Source organism: Pseudonocardia sp. 73-21, assembly GCF_001899645.1.
In the GTDB taxonomy this organism is placed as follows: domain Bacteria; phylum Actinomycetota; class Actinomycetes; order Mycobacteriales; family Pseudonocardiaceae; genus Pseudonocardia.
This window is the reverse complement of the sequence record NZ_MKVV01000111.1, coordinates 97,949-112,186: the sequence shown is the minus strand read 5'-3', so window position 1 is coordinate 112,186 and position 14,238 is coordinate 97,949. Positions and strand designations below refer to the sequence as shown.

Annotated in this window: 16 protein-coding genes and 1 pseudogene; 5 read left to right on the top strand and 12 right to left on the bottom strand. The window is 72.5% G+C overall.

Annotation, left to right across the window (positions count from 1 at the left end):
• The first annotated feature begins 188 nt into the window (after window positions 1-188).
• Window positions 189-755, top strand: a complete 567-nt coding sequence (locus BGP03_RS35335; RefSeq protein ID WP_298801014.1) for a hypothetical protein — start codon at window positions 189-191, stop codon at window positions 753-755.
• A 64-nt stretch (window positions 756-819) separates the two neighbouring features.
• Here the strand turns inward: BGP03_RS35335 and BGP03_RS35330 are convergent, their stop codons facing one another.
• The 5 genes from BGP03_RS35330 to BGP03_RS35310 all read right to left on the bottom strand — a co-directional run bounded on the left by BGP03_RS35330 (window position 820) and on the right by BGP03_RS35310 (window position 4,760).
• Entirely contained in the window at window positions 820-1,509 is a 690-nt protein-coding gene (locus BGP03_RS35330; protein WP_296373132.1) for a response regulator transcription factor, read from the bottom strand.
• Window positions 1,506-2,723, bottom strand: coding sequence for an ATP-binding protein (locus BGP03_RS35325; protein WP_296373130.1), 1,218 nt, complete (start codon window positions 2,721-2,723; stop codon window positions 1,506-1,508). The genes BGP03_RS35330 and BGP03_RS35325 overlap by 4 nt, the downstream gene beginning before the upstream one ends.
• Before the next feature lie 107 nt (window positions 2,724-2,830).
• Window positions 2,831-3,568, bottom strand: a complete 738-nt coding sequence (locus BGP03_RS35320) for a phosphoglyceromutase (protein ID WP_296373127.1) — start codon at window positions 3,566-3,568, stop codon at window positions 2,831-2,833.
• A gap of 24 nt (window positions 3,569-3,592) precedes the next feature.
• Window positions 3,593-4,192 carry an LpqN/LpqT family lipoprotein gene (locus tag BGP03_RS35315; protein WP_296373125.1) on the bottom strand — a complete coding sequence of 200 codons (600 nt, stop codon included), beginning with the start codon at window positions 4,190-4,192 and terminating at the stop codon, window positions 3,593-3,595.
• Window positions 4,193-4,235: 43 nt separating this feature from the next.
• Window positions 4,236-4,760 (bottom strand): MarR family transcriptional regulator, encoded by a 525-nt coding sequence (locus tag BGP03_RS35310; RefSeq protein ID WP_296373123.1) that lies wholly within the window; start codon window positions 4,758-4,760, stop codon window positions 4,236-4,238.
• A gap of 76 nt (window positions 4,761-4,836) precedes the next feature.
• On the opposite strand from BGP03_RS35310, the gene BGP03_RS35305 reads away from it, so the two are divergent.
• Both BGP03_RS35305 and BGP03_RS35300 read left to right on the top strand, forming a co-directional pair.
• Window positions 4,837-5,334 (top strand): VOC family protein, encoded by a 498-nt coding sequence (locus BGP03_RS35305; RefSeq protein WP_296373121.1) that lies wholly within the window; start codon window positions 4,837-4,839, stop codon window positions 5,332-5,334.
• 89 nt (window positions 5,335-5,423) lie between these two features.
• A complete protein-coding gene (locus BGP03_RS35300) occupies window positions 5,424-6,362 on the top strand; it encodes a sensor histidine kinase (RefSeq protein ID WP_298801015.1) in 939 nt (312 codons plus the stop codon).
• Here BGP03_RS35300 and BGP03_RS35295 read toward each other — a convergent pair.
• Together BGP03_RS35295 and BGP03_RS35290 are read right to left on the bottom strand one after the other, a co-directional pair.
• Window positions 6,359-7,114 (bottom strand): GntR family transcriptional regulator, encoded by a 756-nt coding sequence (locus tag BGP03_RS35295; RefSeq protein ID WP_296373117.1) that lies wholly within the window; start codon window positions 7,112-7,114, stop codon window positions 6,359-6,361. The genes BGP03_RS35300 and BGP03_RS35295 overlap by 4 nt on opposite strands.
• 6 nt (window positions 7,115-7,120) lie before the next feature.
• A complete protein-coding gene (locus BGP03_RS35290; RefSeq protein WP_296373114.1) occupies window positions 7,121-7,576 on the bottom strand; it encodes a MarR family transcriptional regulator in 456 nt (151 codons plus the stop codon).
• Window positions 7,577-7,688: 112 nt separating this feature from the next.
• On the opposite strand from BGP03_RS35290, the pseudogene BGP03_RS35285 reads away from it, so the two are divergent.
• Window positions 7,689-8,034, top strand: a pseudogene (locus BGP03_RS35285) (VOC family protein).
• Window positions 8,035-8,096: 62 nt separating this feature from the next.
• Window positions 8,097-8,555 carry a hypothetical protein gene (locus BGP03_RS35280; RefSeq protein ID WP_296373112.1) on the top strand — a complete coding sequence of 153 codons (459 nt, stop codon included), beginning with the start codon at window positions 8,097-8,099 and terminating at the stop codon, window positions 8,553-8,555.
• Between the two features lie 425 nt (window positions 8,556-8,980).
• Here BGP03_RS35280 and BGP03_RS35275 read toward each other — a convergent pair whose 3' ends face one another.
• From BGP03_RS35275 to mshA, 5 genes are all read right to left on the bottom strand, one after another.
• Window positions 8,981-9,526, bottom strand: a complete 546-nt coding sequence (locus BGP03_RS35275) for a dihydrofolate reductase family protein (RefSeq protein WP_296373111.1) — start codon at window positions 9,524-9,526, stop codon at window positions 8,981-8,983.
• Window positions 9,527-9,577: 51 nt separating this feature from the next.
• Window positions 9,578-11,155: an AMP-binding protein gene (locus tag BGP03_RS35270; RefSeq protein WP_298801016.1), complete on the bottom strand. Its 1,578-nt coding sequence runs from the start codon at window positions 11,153-11,155 to the stop codon at window positions 9,578-9,580.
• Between the two features lie 290 nt (window positions 11,156-11,445).
• Entirely contained in the window at window positions 11,446-12,342 is an 897-nt protein-coding gene (locus BGP03_RS35265; protein WP_298801018.1) for a DUF4349 domain-containing protein, read from the bottom strand.
• Between the two features lie 81 nt (window positions 12,343-12,423).
• A complete protein-coding gene (locus BGP03_RS35260) occupies window positions 12,424-12,912 on the bottom strand; it encodes a YbjN domain-containing protein (RefSeq protein ID WP_296373107.1) in 489 nt (162 codons plus the stop codon).
• Window positions 12,909-14,228 carry a D-inositol-3-phosphate glycosyltransferase gene (gene mshA / locus BGP03_RS35255; RefSeq protein WP_298801019.1) on the bottom strand — a complete coding sequence of 440 codons (1,320 nt, stop codon included), beginning with the start codon at window positions 14,226-14,228 and terminating at the stop codon, window positions 12,909-12,911. The genes BGP03_RS35260 and mshA overlap by 4 nt, the downstream gene beginning before the upstream one ends.
• Window positions 14,229-14,238: the final 10 nt, after the last annotated feature.

The following is a 14,238-nucleotide window of genomic DNA, read 5'->3' as shown; positions in this document are numbered from 1 at the left end:
GCAACCTGTGTCTCCCCTGTCAGCGCCACCCGCGTTGATCAAGGCGCAGATGTCGCCTGCGGATCACCACGAATGGGCGCGGCGGGGGTCGTCCGGCGAGTTGTCCACATGGGGATCGCTCTGTCCACAGGTCACGAGAAGGCCCCCACAGCTGCCCTGATCGTCGTCGCGTGCGAGACCCTCGCCCCGTGCGACCTGACCCGGCTGTGGTGCGGCGCGCTCCTCACCTGTGCCGAACCTGTGCCGACCGCACGGCCGTCGACCTCGCCCGGCTCCTGCCCCGCCTCGACGTCCTGCCCGTGCTCGACGCGACGCTCATCGCCGGCGTCTGCACCCCGGAGTCCCTGACCCGCGAGCTCGTACGGCACGACGGCCTCCCGGGTGTCCGACAGGCCAGGGAGCTCATCCCGCTGGCGGCCACCGGGCCCGACTCCCCGCAGGAGTCCCGCATGCGGCTGATCTGCCACGACGCCGGCCTCCCACGACCGACGCTGCAGCTCCCGGTGCTCGACGCCCGCGGACGGCCACGCCGTTGGCTCGATCTCGGGTGGGAGAAGGCCAAGGTCGGCCTGGAGTACGACGGGGAGGAGAGCCACGAGGGCGAAGACGAGCGCCGGTCCGACCGGCGCCGCCACAACTGGCTCCAGGACGACGACTGGGCGATGTTCTCCACAACGGACGCGGACATCTACGGCCGCAGCGCGGCGCTGACGGGCCAGGTGGCCGCCGCCATCGAGCGCCGATCAAGGCGCTGATGTCGTCCCCGGAGATCGGCTGGCGACGTCTGTGCCTTGATCAGCGCGTTCCGGGGACCGCCGCTCAGCTCTCGAACTTGTAGCCCAGGCCGCGCACCGTCACCAGGTGCTTCGGGGCGCCGGGGTCGCCCTCCACCTTGCTGCGCAGGCGCTTGACGTGCACGTCGAGGGTCTTGGTGTCGCCCACGTAGTCGGCGCCCCACACCCGGTCGATCAGCTGCCCGCGGGTGAGCACGCGGCCCACGTTGCGCAGCAGGTACTCCAGCAGGTCGAACTCCTTGAGCGGCAGGGCCACGTCCGAGCCGTTGACGCTCACGACGTGCCGCTCCACGTCCATCCGCACCGGGCCGGCCTCGAGCACGCCGGGCAGGCCGTCCACCTCGGTGCCGGTCTCGCCGCCGCGGCGCAGCACGGCCCGCACGCGGGCGATGAGCTCCCGGGCCGAGTACGGCTTCGTCACGTAGTCGTCGGCACCCAGCTCCAGGCCCACGACCTTGTCGATCTCGCTGTCGCGGGCCGTCACCATGATCACCGGGACGGCGGAGCGGGTGCGCAGGGCCTTGCAGACGTCGGTGCCGCTCATGCCGGGGAGCATGAGGTCGAGCAGCACGATGTCGGCGCCGTTGCGGTCGAACTCCTCCAGCGCGTCCTGGCCGGTGGCGGCCACGGCGGTGGTGAAGCCCTCCTTGCGCAGCAGGAAGGCGAGCGGGTCGGCGAACGACTCCTCGTCCTCCACGATGAGCACCCTGGTCATGTCACTCCTCCGAGTTCGGCATGCCGCGTGGCGGCGTGACGCCGGGTGGCGTCAGAAGTCTCCGGCGCCTCGATCCCGTCGCCGGGATCGGGCTCCTCCTCGCGGACCGGCAGCCGCATCGTGAACGTCGAGCCGGTGCCCGGGCTGCTCCACAGCCGGACGTCGCCGCCGTGGTTGGCCAGCACGTGCTTGACGATCGCCAGGCCCAGGCCGGTGCCGCCGGTGGCCCGCGAGCGGGCGGGGTCGACGCGGAAGAACCGCTCGAAGACGCGCTTCTGGTGCTCGGGGGCGATGCCGATGCCCCGGTCGGTGACGGCGATCTCCACGGTGCCGCCCACCAGGCGTCGCGACACCGACACCGACGCGTCGGGAGGTGAGTAGGCGATGGCGTTCTCGACGAGGTTGGACAGCGCCGTGACCAGCAGGGTCAGGTCGCCCTCCACCTCGAGGCCGGTGGGCCGGTCCACGATGATCTCGATGTTGGCGGCCTCGGCCGAGAGCCGGGCGCGGGCCAGCGCCTCGCGCACCACCTCGTCGACGTCCACCACCGACAGCTCCGGCAGCCGCTCGGCCCCGGTGAGCCGGGAGAGCGCGATCAGCTCGGTGACGAGGTTCCCGAGCCGGGTGGCCTCGTTGAGGATCTTCGTGCCGAAGCGGCGGACCTCGGCTGGATCGTCGGCGGCGTCGAGCACGGCCTCCGCGAGCAGGCCCATCGCGCCGACGGGGGTCTTGAGCTCGTGGCTGACGTTCGCCACGAAGTCGCGACGGGTGGCCTCCAGGCGCACGGCGTCGGAGGTGTCGCCGGCCTCCACCATCGTGAACCCGTCGCCCAGCGGCCGGACGTGCGCGAGCACCGCGGCGGGCTGGCGACCGCGGTGGTCGAGCGGCGAGAGGTCGACGGCCGAGGCCGCGCCCGTCTGCAGCACCTTCTGGCACGCCGCGGCGGCACGGGCGTCGGCCTGCCCGGCCCGGACGACGCCGAGCTCGGCGGCGCGGGCGTTGTGCAGCACGACGTCGCCGCCGCGGTTGAGCACGGCGAGGCCCTCGTCGGTGGAGCGGAAGACACGCTGCAGGAGATCGGCCATGGGCGGACCGGGGGTCGGTTCCACCCGGACGGGAGCGGCGGCCACACGCCGACGGCCCGCCCGGAGGCCGACGGCGAAGCCGACGACGAGAGTTCCGGCCGCGATCAACGCCCAGACCAGTGCGGTCATGGGCGCATCGTAGGCAGCAACACCCACCTCAAGGCCAGTTCACGGTCCCGGTCGTGATGCTGGCGACGTTCCGGATCAGTACATTTCCGCCGCCGTTCACACGACGTTCACCGGCCCTGGTTCGCCACCGCCGCAGCGGCCTCGGCGGCGGCGTCCGGGTCGAGGTAGGTGCCACCCGGCACGACAGGCCGGAACGACTCGTCGAGGTCGTAGCGCAGCGGGATGCCGGTGGGGATGTTGAGGCCGGCGATGTCGTCGTCGGAGATCCCGTCGAGGTGCTTGACGAGCGCGCGCAGCGAGTTGCCGTGGGCGGCGAGCAGCACGACCTTGCCGGCCTGCAGGTCCGGCACGACCGCCGACTCCCAGTACGGGACGAACCGCTTCACGACGTCGGCGAGGCACTCGGTGGCGGGCAGCGGGTCGATGCCGGCGTAGCGGGGATCACCGTCCTGGGCGAACTCCGACCCGGCCTCGATGGGCGGCGGCGGCGTGTCGTACGAGCGGCGCCAGAGCATGAACTGCTCCTCGCCGAACTCGTCGAGCGTCTGCTTCTTGTTCTTGCCCTGCAGCGCGCCGTAGTGGCGCTCGTTGAGCCTGAAGGAGCGCTTCACCGGGATCCAGTGCCGGTCGCAGGCGTCGAGGGCGAGGTTGGCGGTGGAGATCGCGCGACGCAGCAGTGACGTGTGCACCACGTCGGGCAGCACCCCCTGCTCCTCGAGGAGCGCGCCGCCGCGGCGGGCCTCCTGCTCGCCCGTCTCGGAGAGGGGCACGTCCACCCATCCGGTGAACAGGTTCTCGGCGTTCCACACGCTCTGGCCGTGTCGCAGCAGCACCAGGGTTCCCATGGCGGCAACTCTGCCAGCCGCCGCTCAGCCACCGACCGTCAGCGTGCGCAACGCCATGTCGAACACCGACGCGTAGGCGTCCCAGCCCTGCGCGGCCGCCGTGCCCGTGACGACGGTGGTGGAGCCGCCCTGCACCGCGAACAGCTGCAGGTTGCGCAGCTCGAGCCCGGACTTCGTGTCGGTGAACGTGCCACCGAGCAGGTGGGCCTGCGTGCCGCCGAACAGGGCGGCGTCCTCGTCGACGGTGGAGGTGTAGCCGGTGAGGCCGCGGAGCTCGTTGCGGGCACCGACGACCGTGGCGGGCAGGTCGGCGTTCGACGGCACGACGAGCACGTTGATGTTCGCGCTGAAGCTGCCGGCCGCCGTGCGGGTCGGCGTGGGGGCCACGAACACGACGGCCGTGTTCTGAGCCCCGCTGGTGTCGGCCTTCCATCCCTTCGGCGGCGCGATCGTGAAGCGCCCCTCGGCGTCGGAGAACCGGTCACCGGCAGGGACCGGGTCGACGCTCGGCGCCGCGACGCCCGACGGGGCCGGGAGCGGCGCAGGCGTTCCGGTGACGGTGGTGCCGCACGCGGCGAGGGCGAGCGCGAGGACCGTCACGAGGGGCAGCAGCAGGCGGCTCACCACGGCGATGATCGCTCACCGGCCGAGCCGACGCCAGCCACGATCATGCGGGGGCGTCCTGCCGCGCCGCGACGCCCGGCATCGGTACCGGGCCGCCCTCCTCCGCCAGCCCGGACAGGACGGTGGACAGGATCGCGCGCAGCTGGCCGACCTGCTCGCAGGTGAGCTTGTCGAACAGGTGCTCACGCACGGTGCGCACGTGGCCGGGCGCGGCCGCGGCGAGCGCGGTGAAACCGGCCTCGGTCAGGTGCGCGAGCGTGCTGCGCCGGTCGTCGGCGCAGGGCATGCGCTGCACCCAGCCGTTGCGCTCCAGCCGGCTGACCGCGTGGGAGAGCCGGCTCTGCGAGCTCTGCGTGACCGCGGCGAGGTCGCTCATGCGCAGTGTGCGGTTCGGGACCTCCGAGAGCATCGCGAGGATCTGGTAGTACGCGTGGGGCATCCCGGAGTCGCGCTGCAGCTGACGGTCGAGGGCGGACTCGAGCAGCGTGGACGTGGCCACGTAGTGCATCCAGGCGTCGAGCTCGTCGGGAGTGAGCCACCGCTCGTTCGTTCCGTCCACATCCCCCATCGTACGGGAGGACATTTGAACTTTCATGCGTTCTGCTCTACCGTAAAGCTTTAGCATTCAACAATCAGGAGTCACCATGCCGGTCCAGCGCCTCAACCACGCCGTGCTCTACGTCCGCGACGTCGACCGCAGCGTCGCCTTCTACTCCGACGCGCTCGGGTTCCGCGTCGTCGCCGGCATGCCGGGCCGCGCCGCGTTCCTGCAGGCCGAGGGCTCCACGAACGACCACGACCTGGGCCTGTTCGCGATGGGCGCCGGTGCGGGCGACACGCAGGCCGGACGCACGACGGTCGGGCTCTACCACCTCGCCTGGGAGGTCGACACCCTCGCCGAGCTCCGCCGCATCGCCGGCGTGCTGCGCGAGCACGGAGCCCTCGCCGGGGCGTCGGACCACGGCACCACCAAGGCCCTGTACGCCCGCGATCCCGACGGCATCGAGTTCGAGGTCAGCTGGCTGGTGCCCGCCGACCTGATCCCGTCCGACGTCGCGATGACCACCCTGCCCCTCGACATCGAGGCCGAGATCGCGCGCTACGGCGCCGGGACGCGGGGCGGCGTCGGCGTGTCGGTCTGATCATCCCGGAGTTGGGCCGTCCGCCTGCACCACCTCTCCCTTCGGAGAGGTAGTGTGACCGGCGCCACCTCCGACGGGAGACCTCCTCCGTGAGTGTTGACGCTCCACCGTTCCGGCACGACGCGCTCTTCTACACCGACGCGGCCAGCTACCGGGCCGGCCTGCTCGCCTTCATCCGCGACGGCCTCGACAGCGCCGAGCCGGTGCTCGTCGCCGTTCCCCAGCCCGGTCTGGGGCTCGTGCGCTCGGCCCTCAACGCCACCGAGTCCGCGCGGGTGCGCACCGCCGACATGGGGGCGGCCGGGCGCAATCCCGGACGGATCATCGGCGGGGTGCTCCGGGCGTTCGTCGCCGAGCACGGGGAGCGTCCGGTCCGGATCATCGGAGAGCCGATCTGGGCGGGCCGCAGCGGCGACGAGTACCCGGCGTGCGCGGAGCACGAGGCGCTGATCAACGTGGCGCTGGCGGACACGTCCGCGTACGTCCTGTGCCCCTACGACGTCCGGCGGCTCGACCGGTCGGTGCTGACCGATGCCACCCGCACCCACCCGACGCTCAACTCGGGCGGCGAGCGCTGGGAGAGCCCCGGCTACACCGATCCACTGGCGGTGGCCGCCTGGTTCGACCGGCCGCTGACGCCTGCGCCGCCGGAGGCCGACGTGCTGGTGATCGGTCCGTCCACCGGTCCCGGCACCGCCCGCCGGTTCGTCCACTCCTACGCCGAGCGCAAGGGTATGCGGCCCGAGCGGATCGCCGACCTGCGCTCGGCCGTGCAGGAGCTGGTGGTCAACACGTTGCTGCACGCCGGCGGGTCCGGGCTGCTCACCATCTGGACGGCCGACGGGCACGTCGTCTGCCAGGTGCAGGACGGCGGGCGCATCACCGATCCACTGGCCGGACGCCGTCCGCCCGAGCCGCACGAGGCCGGGCACGGGCTCTACGCGGTGCACCAGCTGTGCGACCTGGTGCGCGTGCACCGACGCCGGGACGGCACGGTGGTGCGGATCCACCTGGCACTGCCCGGTTAGGCGCCGTCCACCCGGTACCCGTCGCGCGTGGAGAACCGGGCCGTGACGCTGAACCGGTCGGCGCGCACGAGCGTCTGGCGCCACTCGACGGGCTGGTCGCCCGAGCACCCGAGCCGGTCGATCGCGAGCGCGGCCACCCCCTCGCCGATCCCGAGCAGCATGCGCTGCGACGCGTCCGGCACCACGGCGCGGATGCGCTCGCTGCCCCCGGTGACCCGGACCCCGCAGCGCGCGGCGTACTCGGCGTAGAGCGCGGTGCGACCGAAGTCGACCTCCAGCAGCGGCGCGGCCAGCCTCTCCGGCAACCAGACGCGGTCGACGGCCAGCGGGTCGGAGTCGGCCAGGCGGAGCCGTTCGAGGTGCACCAGCGGGGTCGACTCCTCCAGGCCCAGCCGGGCGGCGACCACCCCGTCGGCCCGGACGTCGAGGGTGCGTACGACGCTGCGCTGCACCTGCCCGGTGGCCTCGACGGCGGTGAAGAGGCTGTAGGCCTCGCCGAGCGGTTGCTCGATGGAGGCGGGCTCGGCCCGGCGCGGGGTACGCCCGCGGCCGGCGATCACCAGACCCTCGTCGCGCAGCCGCCGGACCGCCTCGCGCACCGTGTGCCGGCTGACTCCGTACTCGGCCACGAGCGCGAGCTCACCGGGAAAGGCCTCGGCGAACTCGTCGAGGTCGAGGCGGTGTCGGAGGTCGGCGAGCAGCTGTTCCCAGAGCGGTTGTGCGCCGAGCCGGTCGAGCGTCCGTGCGGTCACGGGGGATCAGCGCTCACCCGTGGTACGCAGGCGGCCCGTGAGCTCGTGCAGCGTGGCGCGCAGCTCGTCGATCTCCGCGCGGGTCATGCCGGTGGCCCCGCCGACGTGGTTCTGGACCGCGACGGAGCGGGCCTCCAGCGCACGCCCCTCCGCTGTGAGCGCTACCAGCACCGAGCGCTCGTCGCCCGTCTGGCGCGTGCGGGTGACCAGGCCGGTGGCCTCGAGCCTCTTGAGCAGCGGCGACAGCGTGCCCGTCTCCAGCTGCAGCGCGTGCCCGATGCCCGTGACGGGGGTGTCACCCCGCTCCCACAGCACCAGCATCACCAGGTACTGCGGATAGGTGATGCCCAGCGTGTCCAGCATCGGCCGGTAGCAGCTCGTCATCGCGCGCGAGGCGGTGTAGAGCGCGAAGCACAGCTGCTCGTCCAGAGTGGTGGACCGCACCGGCCCCGGCTGTGACATCTCTACACCGTATGCCGAGGGGCCCGCGCGGCGCATCCCGCCTCCACGCTGTCGCCGGCGCGGCCGTCACCGTGCTGGGGCGGAGCGAGCGGCAGCGACCAGAGTGATGGCCGTGCCCGTCACCTTCAACCACACGATCATCGCCACCCGGGACCGCCAGGCGTCCGCCGCCTTCTCCCGCGAGCTGTTCGAACTCGCCGAGGCGCCCTCCTAGGGCCCGTTCACGAAGGTCCAGCTCGACGCGGGAGATCCAGATGCAGCACTACGCGTTCCTCGTGGACGACGAGCTGTTCGACCGGGCCTACCGGCGGCTCCGTGACCGCGGCATCGTGCACTGGGCCGATCCGCAGATGCGACGACCCGGCGAGACCAACACGGAGCACGGCGGTCGCGGCGTCTCCTTCAAGGACCCCTCGTCCGGGTACGGGCTCGAGATGATCACGCGCCCGTACCTGTAGGGACGCACACTGGTCCCGGGGAGCGGGCGCTCCCCGGGACCAGTCGAGGGGGCCGGATCGCCGTGCAGCAGTGGATCGTGGCCCTGCTGCGTCGACTGCTGCCGCGGACGGCACCCCGCCCGGGTTCGGTACGGAGGATCGGGGACGGCGCGGAGGTGTTCCGCGACGGCGCCTGGCAGCCCCTGCCCCGGTACCGGGCGGCGGACCCGGGCCGACCCGGCCCCGACTCCCCGGCGCTGGCCATCCGCTGCCCGCAGGCGGCCTGCGGCGACCGGGCCGCGATCGGCACGGTCTGGCCCCAGATCGACGACGGGCGCGGGCTGTGGGCCGCCGACTCCCCGCACCAGCGGGAACCGTCGCTGCACGGGCGGGCGGTGGACGCGGCGCGGTGGGTGCGCACGCAGCACGACGCCCGCGAGCACCCCCGGACCCGATGGACGACGGCCCACCTCGACGCCGGCTCGGCGGCCGACTCCGCGGCCGCCCGGACGCTCACGGGCGCCGACGGTCCTGCTCCGTGACGGGGAACCCGGGCGTGGTGCAGCAGGGCGTGTCGAGCAGCTCGGCACGGTCGATCGCCCAGCCGCCGGCGGGTCGTCAGGCGCTGCCCCTCGCGCACCGGGGCCGGCTCTCGCGGCCGTCGTCTGCCTGCTCACCCGGGACCGCTCCGGGCCGCCGACAGCCCAACAGTCGCTGCTCTACCCAGACGAGGCCGCGATGGCTGCGCACCGACCCCTCGAACGCGGCGACGTCCCCCTCGGAGGCGAGCGGCCGTTGCCGTGAACGTCACATGGACAGTGGGTGCGGAGACCGGGCCGCCGCACCGGAGACGGTTGCCGGACGGTAAGGGGAACGCCACGGGACCACGGTGATCACCAACCGCCGCGGGGATCCCGGCCAGGTCCCCTCCGACGCGACGCTTCACCGGTCACAACGACACCGCGGCCTACCTCCGCACGCGGAAGCGCAGCATCGTCACGAGACCCGACTGCGTGGTGCTGAACGGTTCCAGGTCGATCCGGCCGAGGCCCGGGGGCGAGAAGCGCACGCCGTCCCCGAGGAGCACGGGCAGCACGTACACCAGGACCTCGTCGACGAGCCCCCGCTGCAGGCACTGACCGGCCACGTCGGCACCGAGGATCTCCAGGTTCTTCCCGCCCGCGGCGGCGCGCGCCGTGGCGATGGCCTCCGCGAGGTCGCAGGTGAGGAACGTGACGCCCTGCTCCGGCTCGTCGGGCGGCCGGTGCGTCAGGACGAACACCGGTCCCCCGTCGTAGCCGTCGTCCCCCGGAGGGGGCATCCGCCTGGCGACCTCGTAGGTGCCCCGGCCGACGAGCATGGCGCCGGTGGCCTCCATGACCTCGGGGAACGGGTCGTCCCTGAAGTACTCGATCACCCAGTCCATCGCGTTGTCGGGGCCGGCGATGAAGCCGTCCAACGACATCGCCCGGTTCACGACCACCTTGCCCAGGAGGGCACCCGTACCACTCATAACGGATACGACCCGCAGCACGTCACGAACTCATCGGTGTCGTCGGCGGCCCTAGCTCCGGGCCGCTTCGCGGGCGCGGAGGTCCTTGCGCAGGATCTTGCCACTGGCCGACTTCGGGATCTGGTCGATGAACTCCACGACCCGGATCTTCTTGTGCGGGGCGATCCGCTCGGCCACGAACGTCATGACGTCCTCGGCCGTGAGGTCGGCGCCGGACTCCTGCCGCACCACGAACGCCTTGGGCACCTCCTCGCCCTCGGCGTCCTTCACCCCGATGACGGCCACGTCGGCCACCTTGTCGTGGGTGAGCAGCAGCGCCTCCAGCTCGGCCGGCGGCACCTGGTATCCCTTGTACTTGATCAGCTCCTTGACGCGGTCGACGATCGAGAAGACACCGTCCGAGGTGACCTCGGCGACGTCACCGGTGTGCAGGTAGCCCTCGTCGTCCAGCGTGATCGCGGTGGCCTCGGGGTTGTTGAGGTAGCCGCTCATCACGTTGGGACCCTTGACCCACAGCTCGCCGCGCCCGCCGGGGCCCACCTCCTGGCCGGTGTCCGGGTCCACCAGCTTGCAGACGATGTTGGGCAGGGCGAAGCCCGACGAGTTGAGGTCGATGTCGGGGCGGTCGTCGGGCATGCAGTGGCTCACCGGTGACAGCTCCGTCATGCCGTAGCCCTGCAGGACCGTGGCGTTCAGGCGCTTGCCCATCGCGTGCCCGAGCTCGGCGTCGAGCGGGGCGGCGCCGGAGAAGATGATGTCGATGCACGACAGGTCGTAGGAGTCGACGATCGGGTGCTTGGCCAGGGCGACGGCCACCGGCGGCGCGATGTAGATCCGGTCGACCTGGTACTCGGAGACGATCCGCAGGAACTCGACGAGGTCGAACTTCGGCATCGTGACGACGGTGGCGCGCCGGTGCAGGCCCTGGTTCATCATCACGGTCATGCCGTAGATGTGGAAGAACGGCAGCACCGCGAGGATCTTGGTGCCCTGGGTGACGTGGCCGCTCATCGCGGCGATCTGCTGCAGGTTCGCCACCAGGTTGCGGTGCGTGAGGATCACGCCCTTGGCCCGGCCCGTGGTGCCCGACGAGTACGGCAGCACCGCGGTGTCGTGCGCGCCGACGGTCTGCGCGGGCGGCGAGGCGATGGTGGCCAGCAGGTCCGCCAGCGACGTCACGCCGTCGGCGCTGTCCAGCACGATGATCGAGTCGGCGGCCATACCCGCCTCGGCCACGGCCTTGCGGGCGGTCTCGAGGAACGGGGAGACGGTGAACAGGAGCTTGGCGCCCGAGTCGGTGAGCTGGTGGGCCAGCTCGCCCGCGGTGTAGAGCGAGTTGGCGCTCGTGACGATCGCGTTGGCGCGCAGGATGCCGTGGAAGACCGCGGCGTAGTACGGCGTGTTGGGCGAGAGGATGCCGACGACGTCGCCGGCGACGATCCCGCGCTCCACGAGCGCGGCCGCGATCTTCTCGACCATGCCCTTGAGCTCACGGAACGTGATGGCGACCCCGCTCCCACCGTCGAGGAACGCCGGGGAGTCGGCACGGTCACCGAAGTCGCCGAACAGGAAGTCGAACAGCGGGACCTCGGCGATCTCGACGTCGGGGTACGGGCTGCGGACGGGCATGTGGGCGCTCCCTTGCGAATGGCCGAGCCGGACTGATCACCCATGTTATGTCGACCACAACTTCAGCAGGACTCCGGCTGAATTACCCGAACGGGTTAGCTCGAAAGGGTTGTTCGATCACTGACGGGCTGTCAGGGTGGCCGTCACCTACCGTCGGCGGGCCCCACCCGCCCGGTCGGTCCGGGAACGGCGTCTCCTCGCCGTGCCCGGCGCCCAGGTCCGTCCGGTACCCCCCGATCGGGCGTCCCTGAGGTGGTTCGAGCGGAGTGGCCCGAGTTCATGACTCCCCCTCAGATCCCGGGCCGCTCCGCCCCACGGCGGTTGCGCAGCACCCGGCGGCCGCACCAGCCGATCCCGGCGAGCAGGGCCAGCACCGGCAGGAACGGGAGCAGGAACCCGACCACCGCTCCCGTGGCCGACCCGAGCGCCTTCAGCCCGTCCCACCCGCTACCGAGACCGGCGAGGAACCCCGAGCTCCGGGACGCCTGCACCGGGGGCGTCGCGACCCGGGTGAGGTCGACGGTCAGGGTGGACAGCGCCACCTGGTCCTTCAGCGCGGCGAGGCGACCGGTGAGGGAGTCGAGGTCGGCCTCACGGCGGGAGAGCTCGGACTCGATCGAGACGATGTCGCCGATCGACCTCGCCTGGTCGAGCAGCGTGCGCACCCGCACCACGCTGGCCTGCTGACTCGCGACCCGTGCACCCAGGTCGATCACCTGGTCCGTCGCGTCGACGACCTGGGCGGACCGCGCGGTGGCGTGTCCGAACGCCGCGACGTCCTCGATCAGCCTGTCGAGCGCGGCCGCGGGCACCCGCAGCGTCAGCCGGCTGGTGTCGTCGCCGGACTGCTCCTGGGTGACGGTGCCGCCGATGCCGGCGACGGCCGCGCGCACCTTCCGGGTCGCGACCACCGGGTCGTCGACGTCGAGGGAGAGCTGCGCGGTGCGCACCAGCGACCGCTCGGTGCTGATCGGCCGGTCGGGCGCCTGCGCGGGTGCGGCGGGCGCCGCCGCACGGGCCGCGTCCGGGACCGCGCCCTGGGCCGGTTCCGACGAGGACGCGGACGTGGACGTGGACGTGGACGCCGCACCATCGCCCCCACCGGCCGTGCAGGCCACCGCCCCCGCGAGGAGCACCGCACCCGCCACCACCCCGGCCAGAACCGGCCTCGTGATCCGCACCGTCATCGCCTCCTCGTCCCCGGTGCGCCCGGGGTCGGGGAGAGGACGGACCGGAGCCCCGACGGGGTTGGCCCCGCAGGGTCACGATCAGGTGAAGAGGTGCTCGAAGGCCTTCAGGTTGGCCAGCGACTCGCCCCGCTCGGAGCGCCAGGCGTACTCGCGGCGGATGGAGCTCGCGAAGCCCAGCTCCAGCAGGGTGTTGAAGTCGCCGTCGGCGGCCTCGAGGGCCTGGCCGAGAACCCGGTCGATCTCGTCGGGCGTGACGGAATCCAGCGCCATCCGGCCGACGAGGTGGATGTCACCGATCCGGTCGAGCGTGTAGTGCACGCCGTAGAGCCGGGCGTTGCGCTGCAGCAGGAACCGGTACACGCCCTCGTGGTTCTCGTCAGGCTGACGACAGACGAAGGCCTGGACGAACAGGGAGTGGTCGCGCACCACGAGCCAGCAGTGGGTCTGCAGCCGGTTGGTGCCGGGCAGCGTGACGAGGAACTGGCCCGGCTCGCGCCGGTGGTGGTCGACCTCCATCTCCGCCAGCGCCGCCGCGACGATCCCGTCCACCTGCTCTTCGGTCTTCATCCCCGGATCATCCCCGCGGCCACGGGGGACGGCACGTCGACGGCCTGCCGGTCGGCGAACTCCCCCGCCGCGACGGCGTAGGTGTCGAGCAGGGCGTCGGCGGTGCGGTCCCAGGAGAAGCGGCGGGCGTGCGTGACCGCGCCGCGGCCCAGCTCGTCGCGGCGGGCCAGCGCCGCGCGCAGCGCGTCGGCCCAGACACCGGCACCGTGGCCGGGCACCAGCAGCCCGGACCGGCCGTCGGCCACCGCGACGGGCAGCCCGCCGACGCGCGCCGCGACCACGGGCGTGCCGACGGCCTGGGCCTCCAGCGCGACGAGCCCGAACGACTCGTTGTGGCTCGGGACGGCGACGACGTCGGCCGCGCGGTAGACGTCGACGAGGCCCTGGCCGCCCTGCGGCGGCAGGAAGCGCACGACGTCGGAGATGCCCAGCGACCCGGCGAGCTCCTGCAGCGCCGTGGGCTCGGCGAGCCCGCTACCGGACGGACCCCCCGCCACCAGCACGACGAGCCGGGAGCGGAGACCGGGGTCGCGCACGAGCATCTCGGCCGCGGCGCGCAACAGCACGTCGGGAGCCTTCAGGGGCTGGATCCGGCCGACGAACGCGAACACCACGGCGTCGGGGGCCAGCTCCAGCGCACACCGGGAGGCCGCCCGGTCACCCGGCGTGAACCGCTCCAGGTCGACGCCCGGAGGGATGGTCGCGATCCTTCCGGGGTCGGCGCCGTAGAGGTCGACGAGCTGGCGGGCCTCCTCGTCGGTGTTGGCGACGAGGCGGTCGGCCTCGGCCACCACCTGGTCCTCGCCGATCACGCGCACCACCGGCTCGGGGGTGTCGCCCTCGGCGAGCGCGATGTTCTTGACGCGCGCGAGCGTGTGGGCGCTGTGCACCAGCGGCACGCCCCAGCGGTCGCGGGCGAGCCAGCCGACCTGACCCGAGAGCCAGTAGTGGGAGTGCACGACGTCGTAGTAGCCGGGCTCGTGGCGCGCCTCGGTGCGCAGGACACCCGCGGTGAACGCGCAGAGCTGGCTGGGCAGGTCGTTCTTCCCGAGCCCCTCGAACGGGCCCGCGGCGACGTGCCGGACGAGCACACCGGGGGTCAGCTCGGCCACCGGTGCCTGCTCCGACGACGTGGCGCGCGTGAAGATCTCGACCTCGACGCCGCGCTGGGCCATGCGTCGGGCGGTCTGCTCGATGTAGACGTTCATGCCCCCGGCGTCACCGGTACCCGGCTGCTCGAGGGGGGAGGTGTGGACGGTCAGCAGACAGACCCGTCGGGGAGGGTTCCGCACCGCCCCGATGCTGTGGACGCTCACGGTTCCCTGT

Excerpts from the sequence above, each read along its gene's own strand:
- BGP03_RS35330 (WP_296373132.1), bottom strand. The coding sequence starts at position 1,509 with ATGACCAGGGTGCTCATCGTGGAGGACGAGGAGTCGTTCGCCGACCCG.
- BGP03_RS35325 (WP_296373130.1), bottom strand. The coding sequence starts at position 2,723 with ATGACCGCACTGGTCTGGGCGTTGATCGCGGCCGGAACTCTCGTCGTC.
- BGP03_RS35320 (WP_296373127.1), bottom strand. The coding sequence starts at position 3,568 with ATGGGAACCCTGGTGCTGCTGCGACACGGCCAGAGCGTGTGGAACGCC.
- BGP03_RS35310 (WP_296373123.1), bottom strand. The coding sequence starts at position 4,760 with ATGGGGGATGTGGACGGAACGAACGAGCGGTGGCTCACTCCCGACGAG.
- BGP03_RS35305 (WP_296373121.1), top strand. The coding sequence starts at position 4,837 with ATGCCGGTCCAGCGCCTCAACCACGCCGTGCTCTACGTCCGCGACGTC.
- BGP03_RS35290 (WP_296373114.1), bottom strand. The coding sequence starts at position 7,576 with ATGTCACAGCCGGGGCCGGTGCGGTCCACCACTCTGGACGAGCAGCTG.
- BGP03_RS35275 (WP_296373111.1), bottom strand. The coding sequence starts at position 9,526 with ATGAGTGGTACGGGTGCCCTCCTGGGCAAGGTGGTCGTGAACCGGGCG.
- BGP03_RS35270 (WP_298801016.1), bottom strand. The coding sequence starts at position 11,155 with ATGCCCGTCCGCAGCCCGTACCCCGACGTCGAGATCGCCGAGGTCCCG.
- BGP03_RS35265 (WP_298801018.1), bottom strand. The coding sequence starts at position 12,342 with ATGACGGTGCGGATCACGAGGCCGGTTCTGGCCGGGGTGGTGGCGGGT.
- BGP03_RS35260 (WP_296373107.1), bottom strand. The coding sequence starts at position 12,912 with ATGAAGACCGAAGAGCAGGTGGACGGGATCGTCGCGGCGGCGCTGGCG.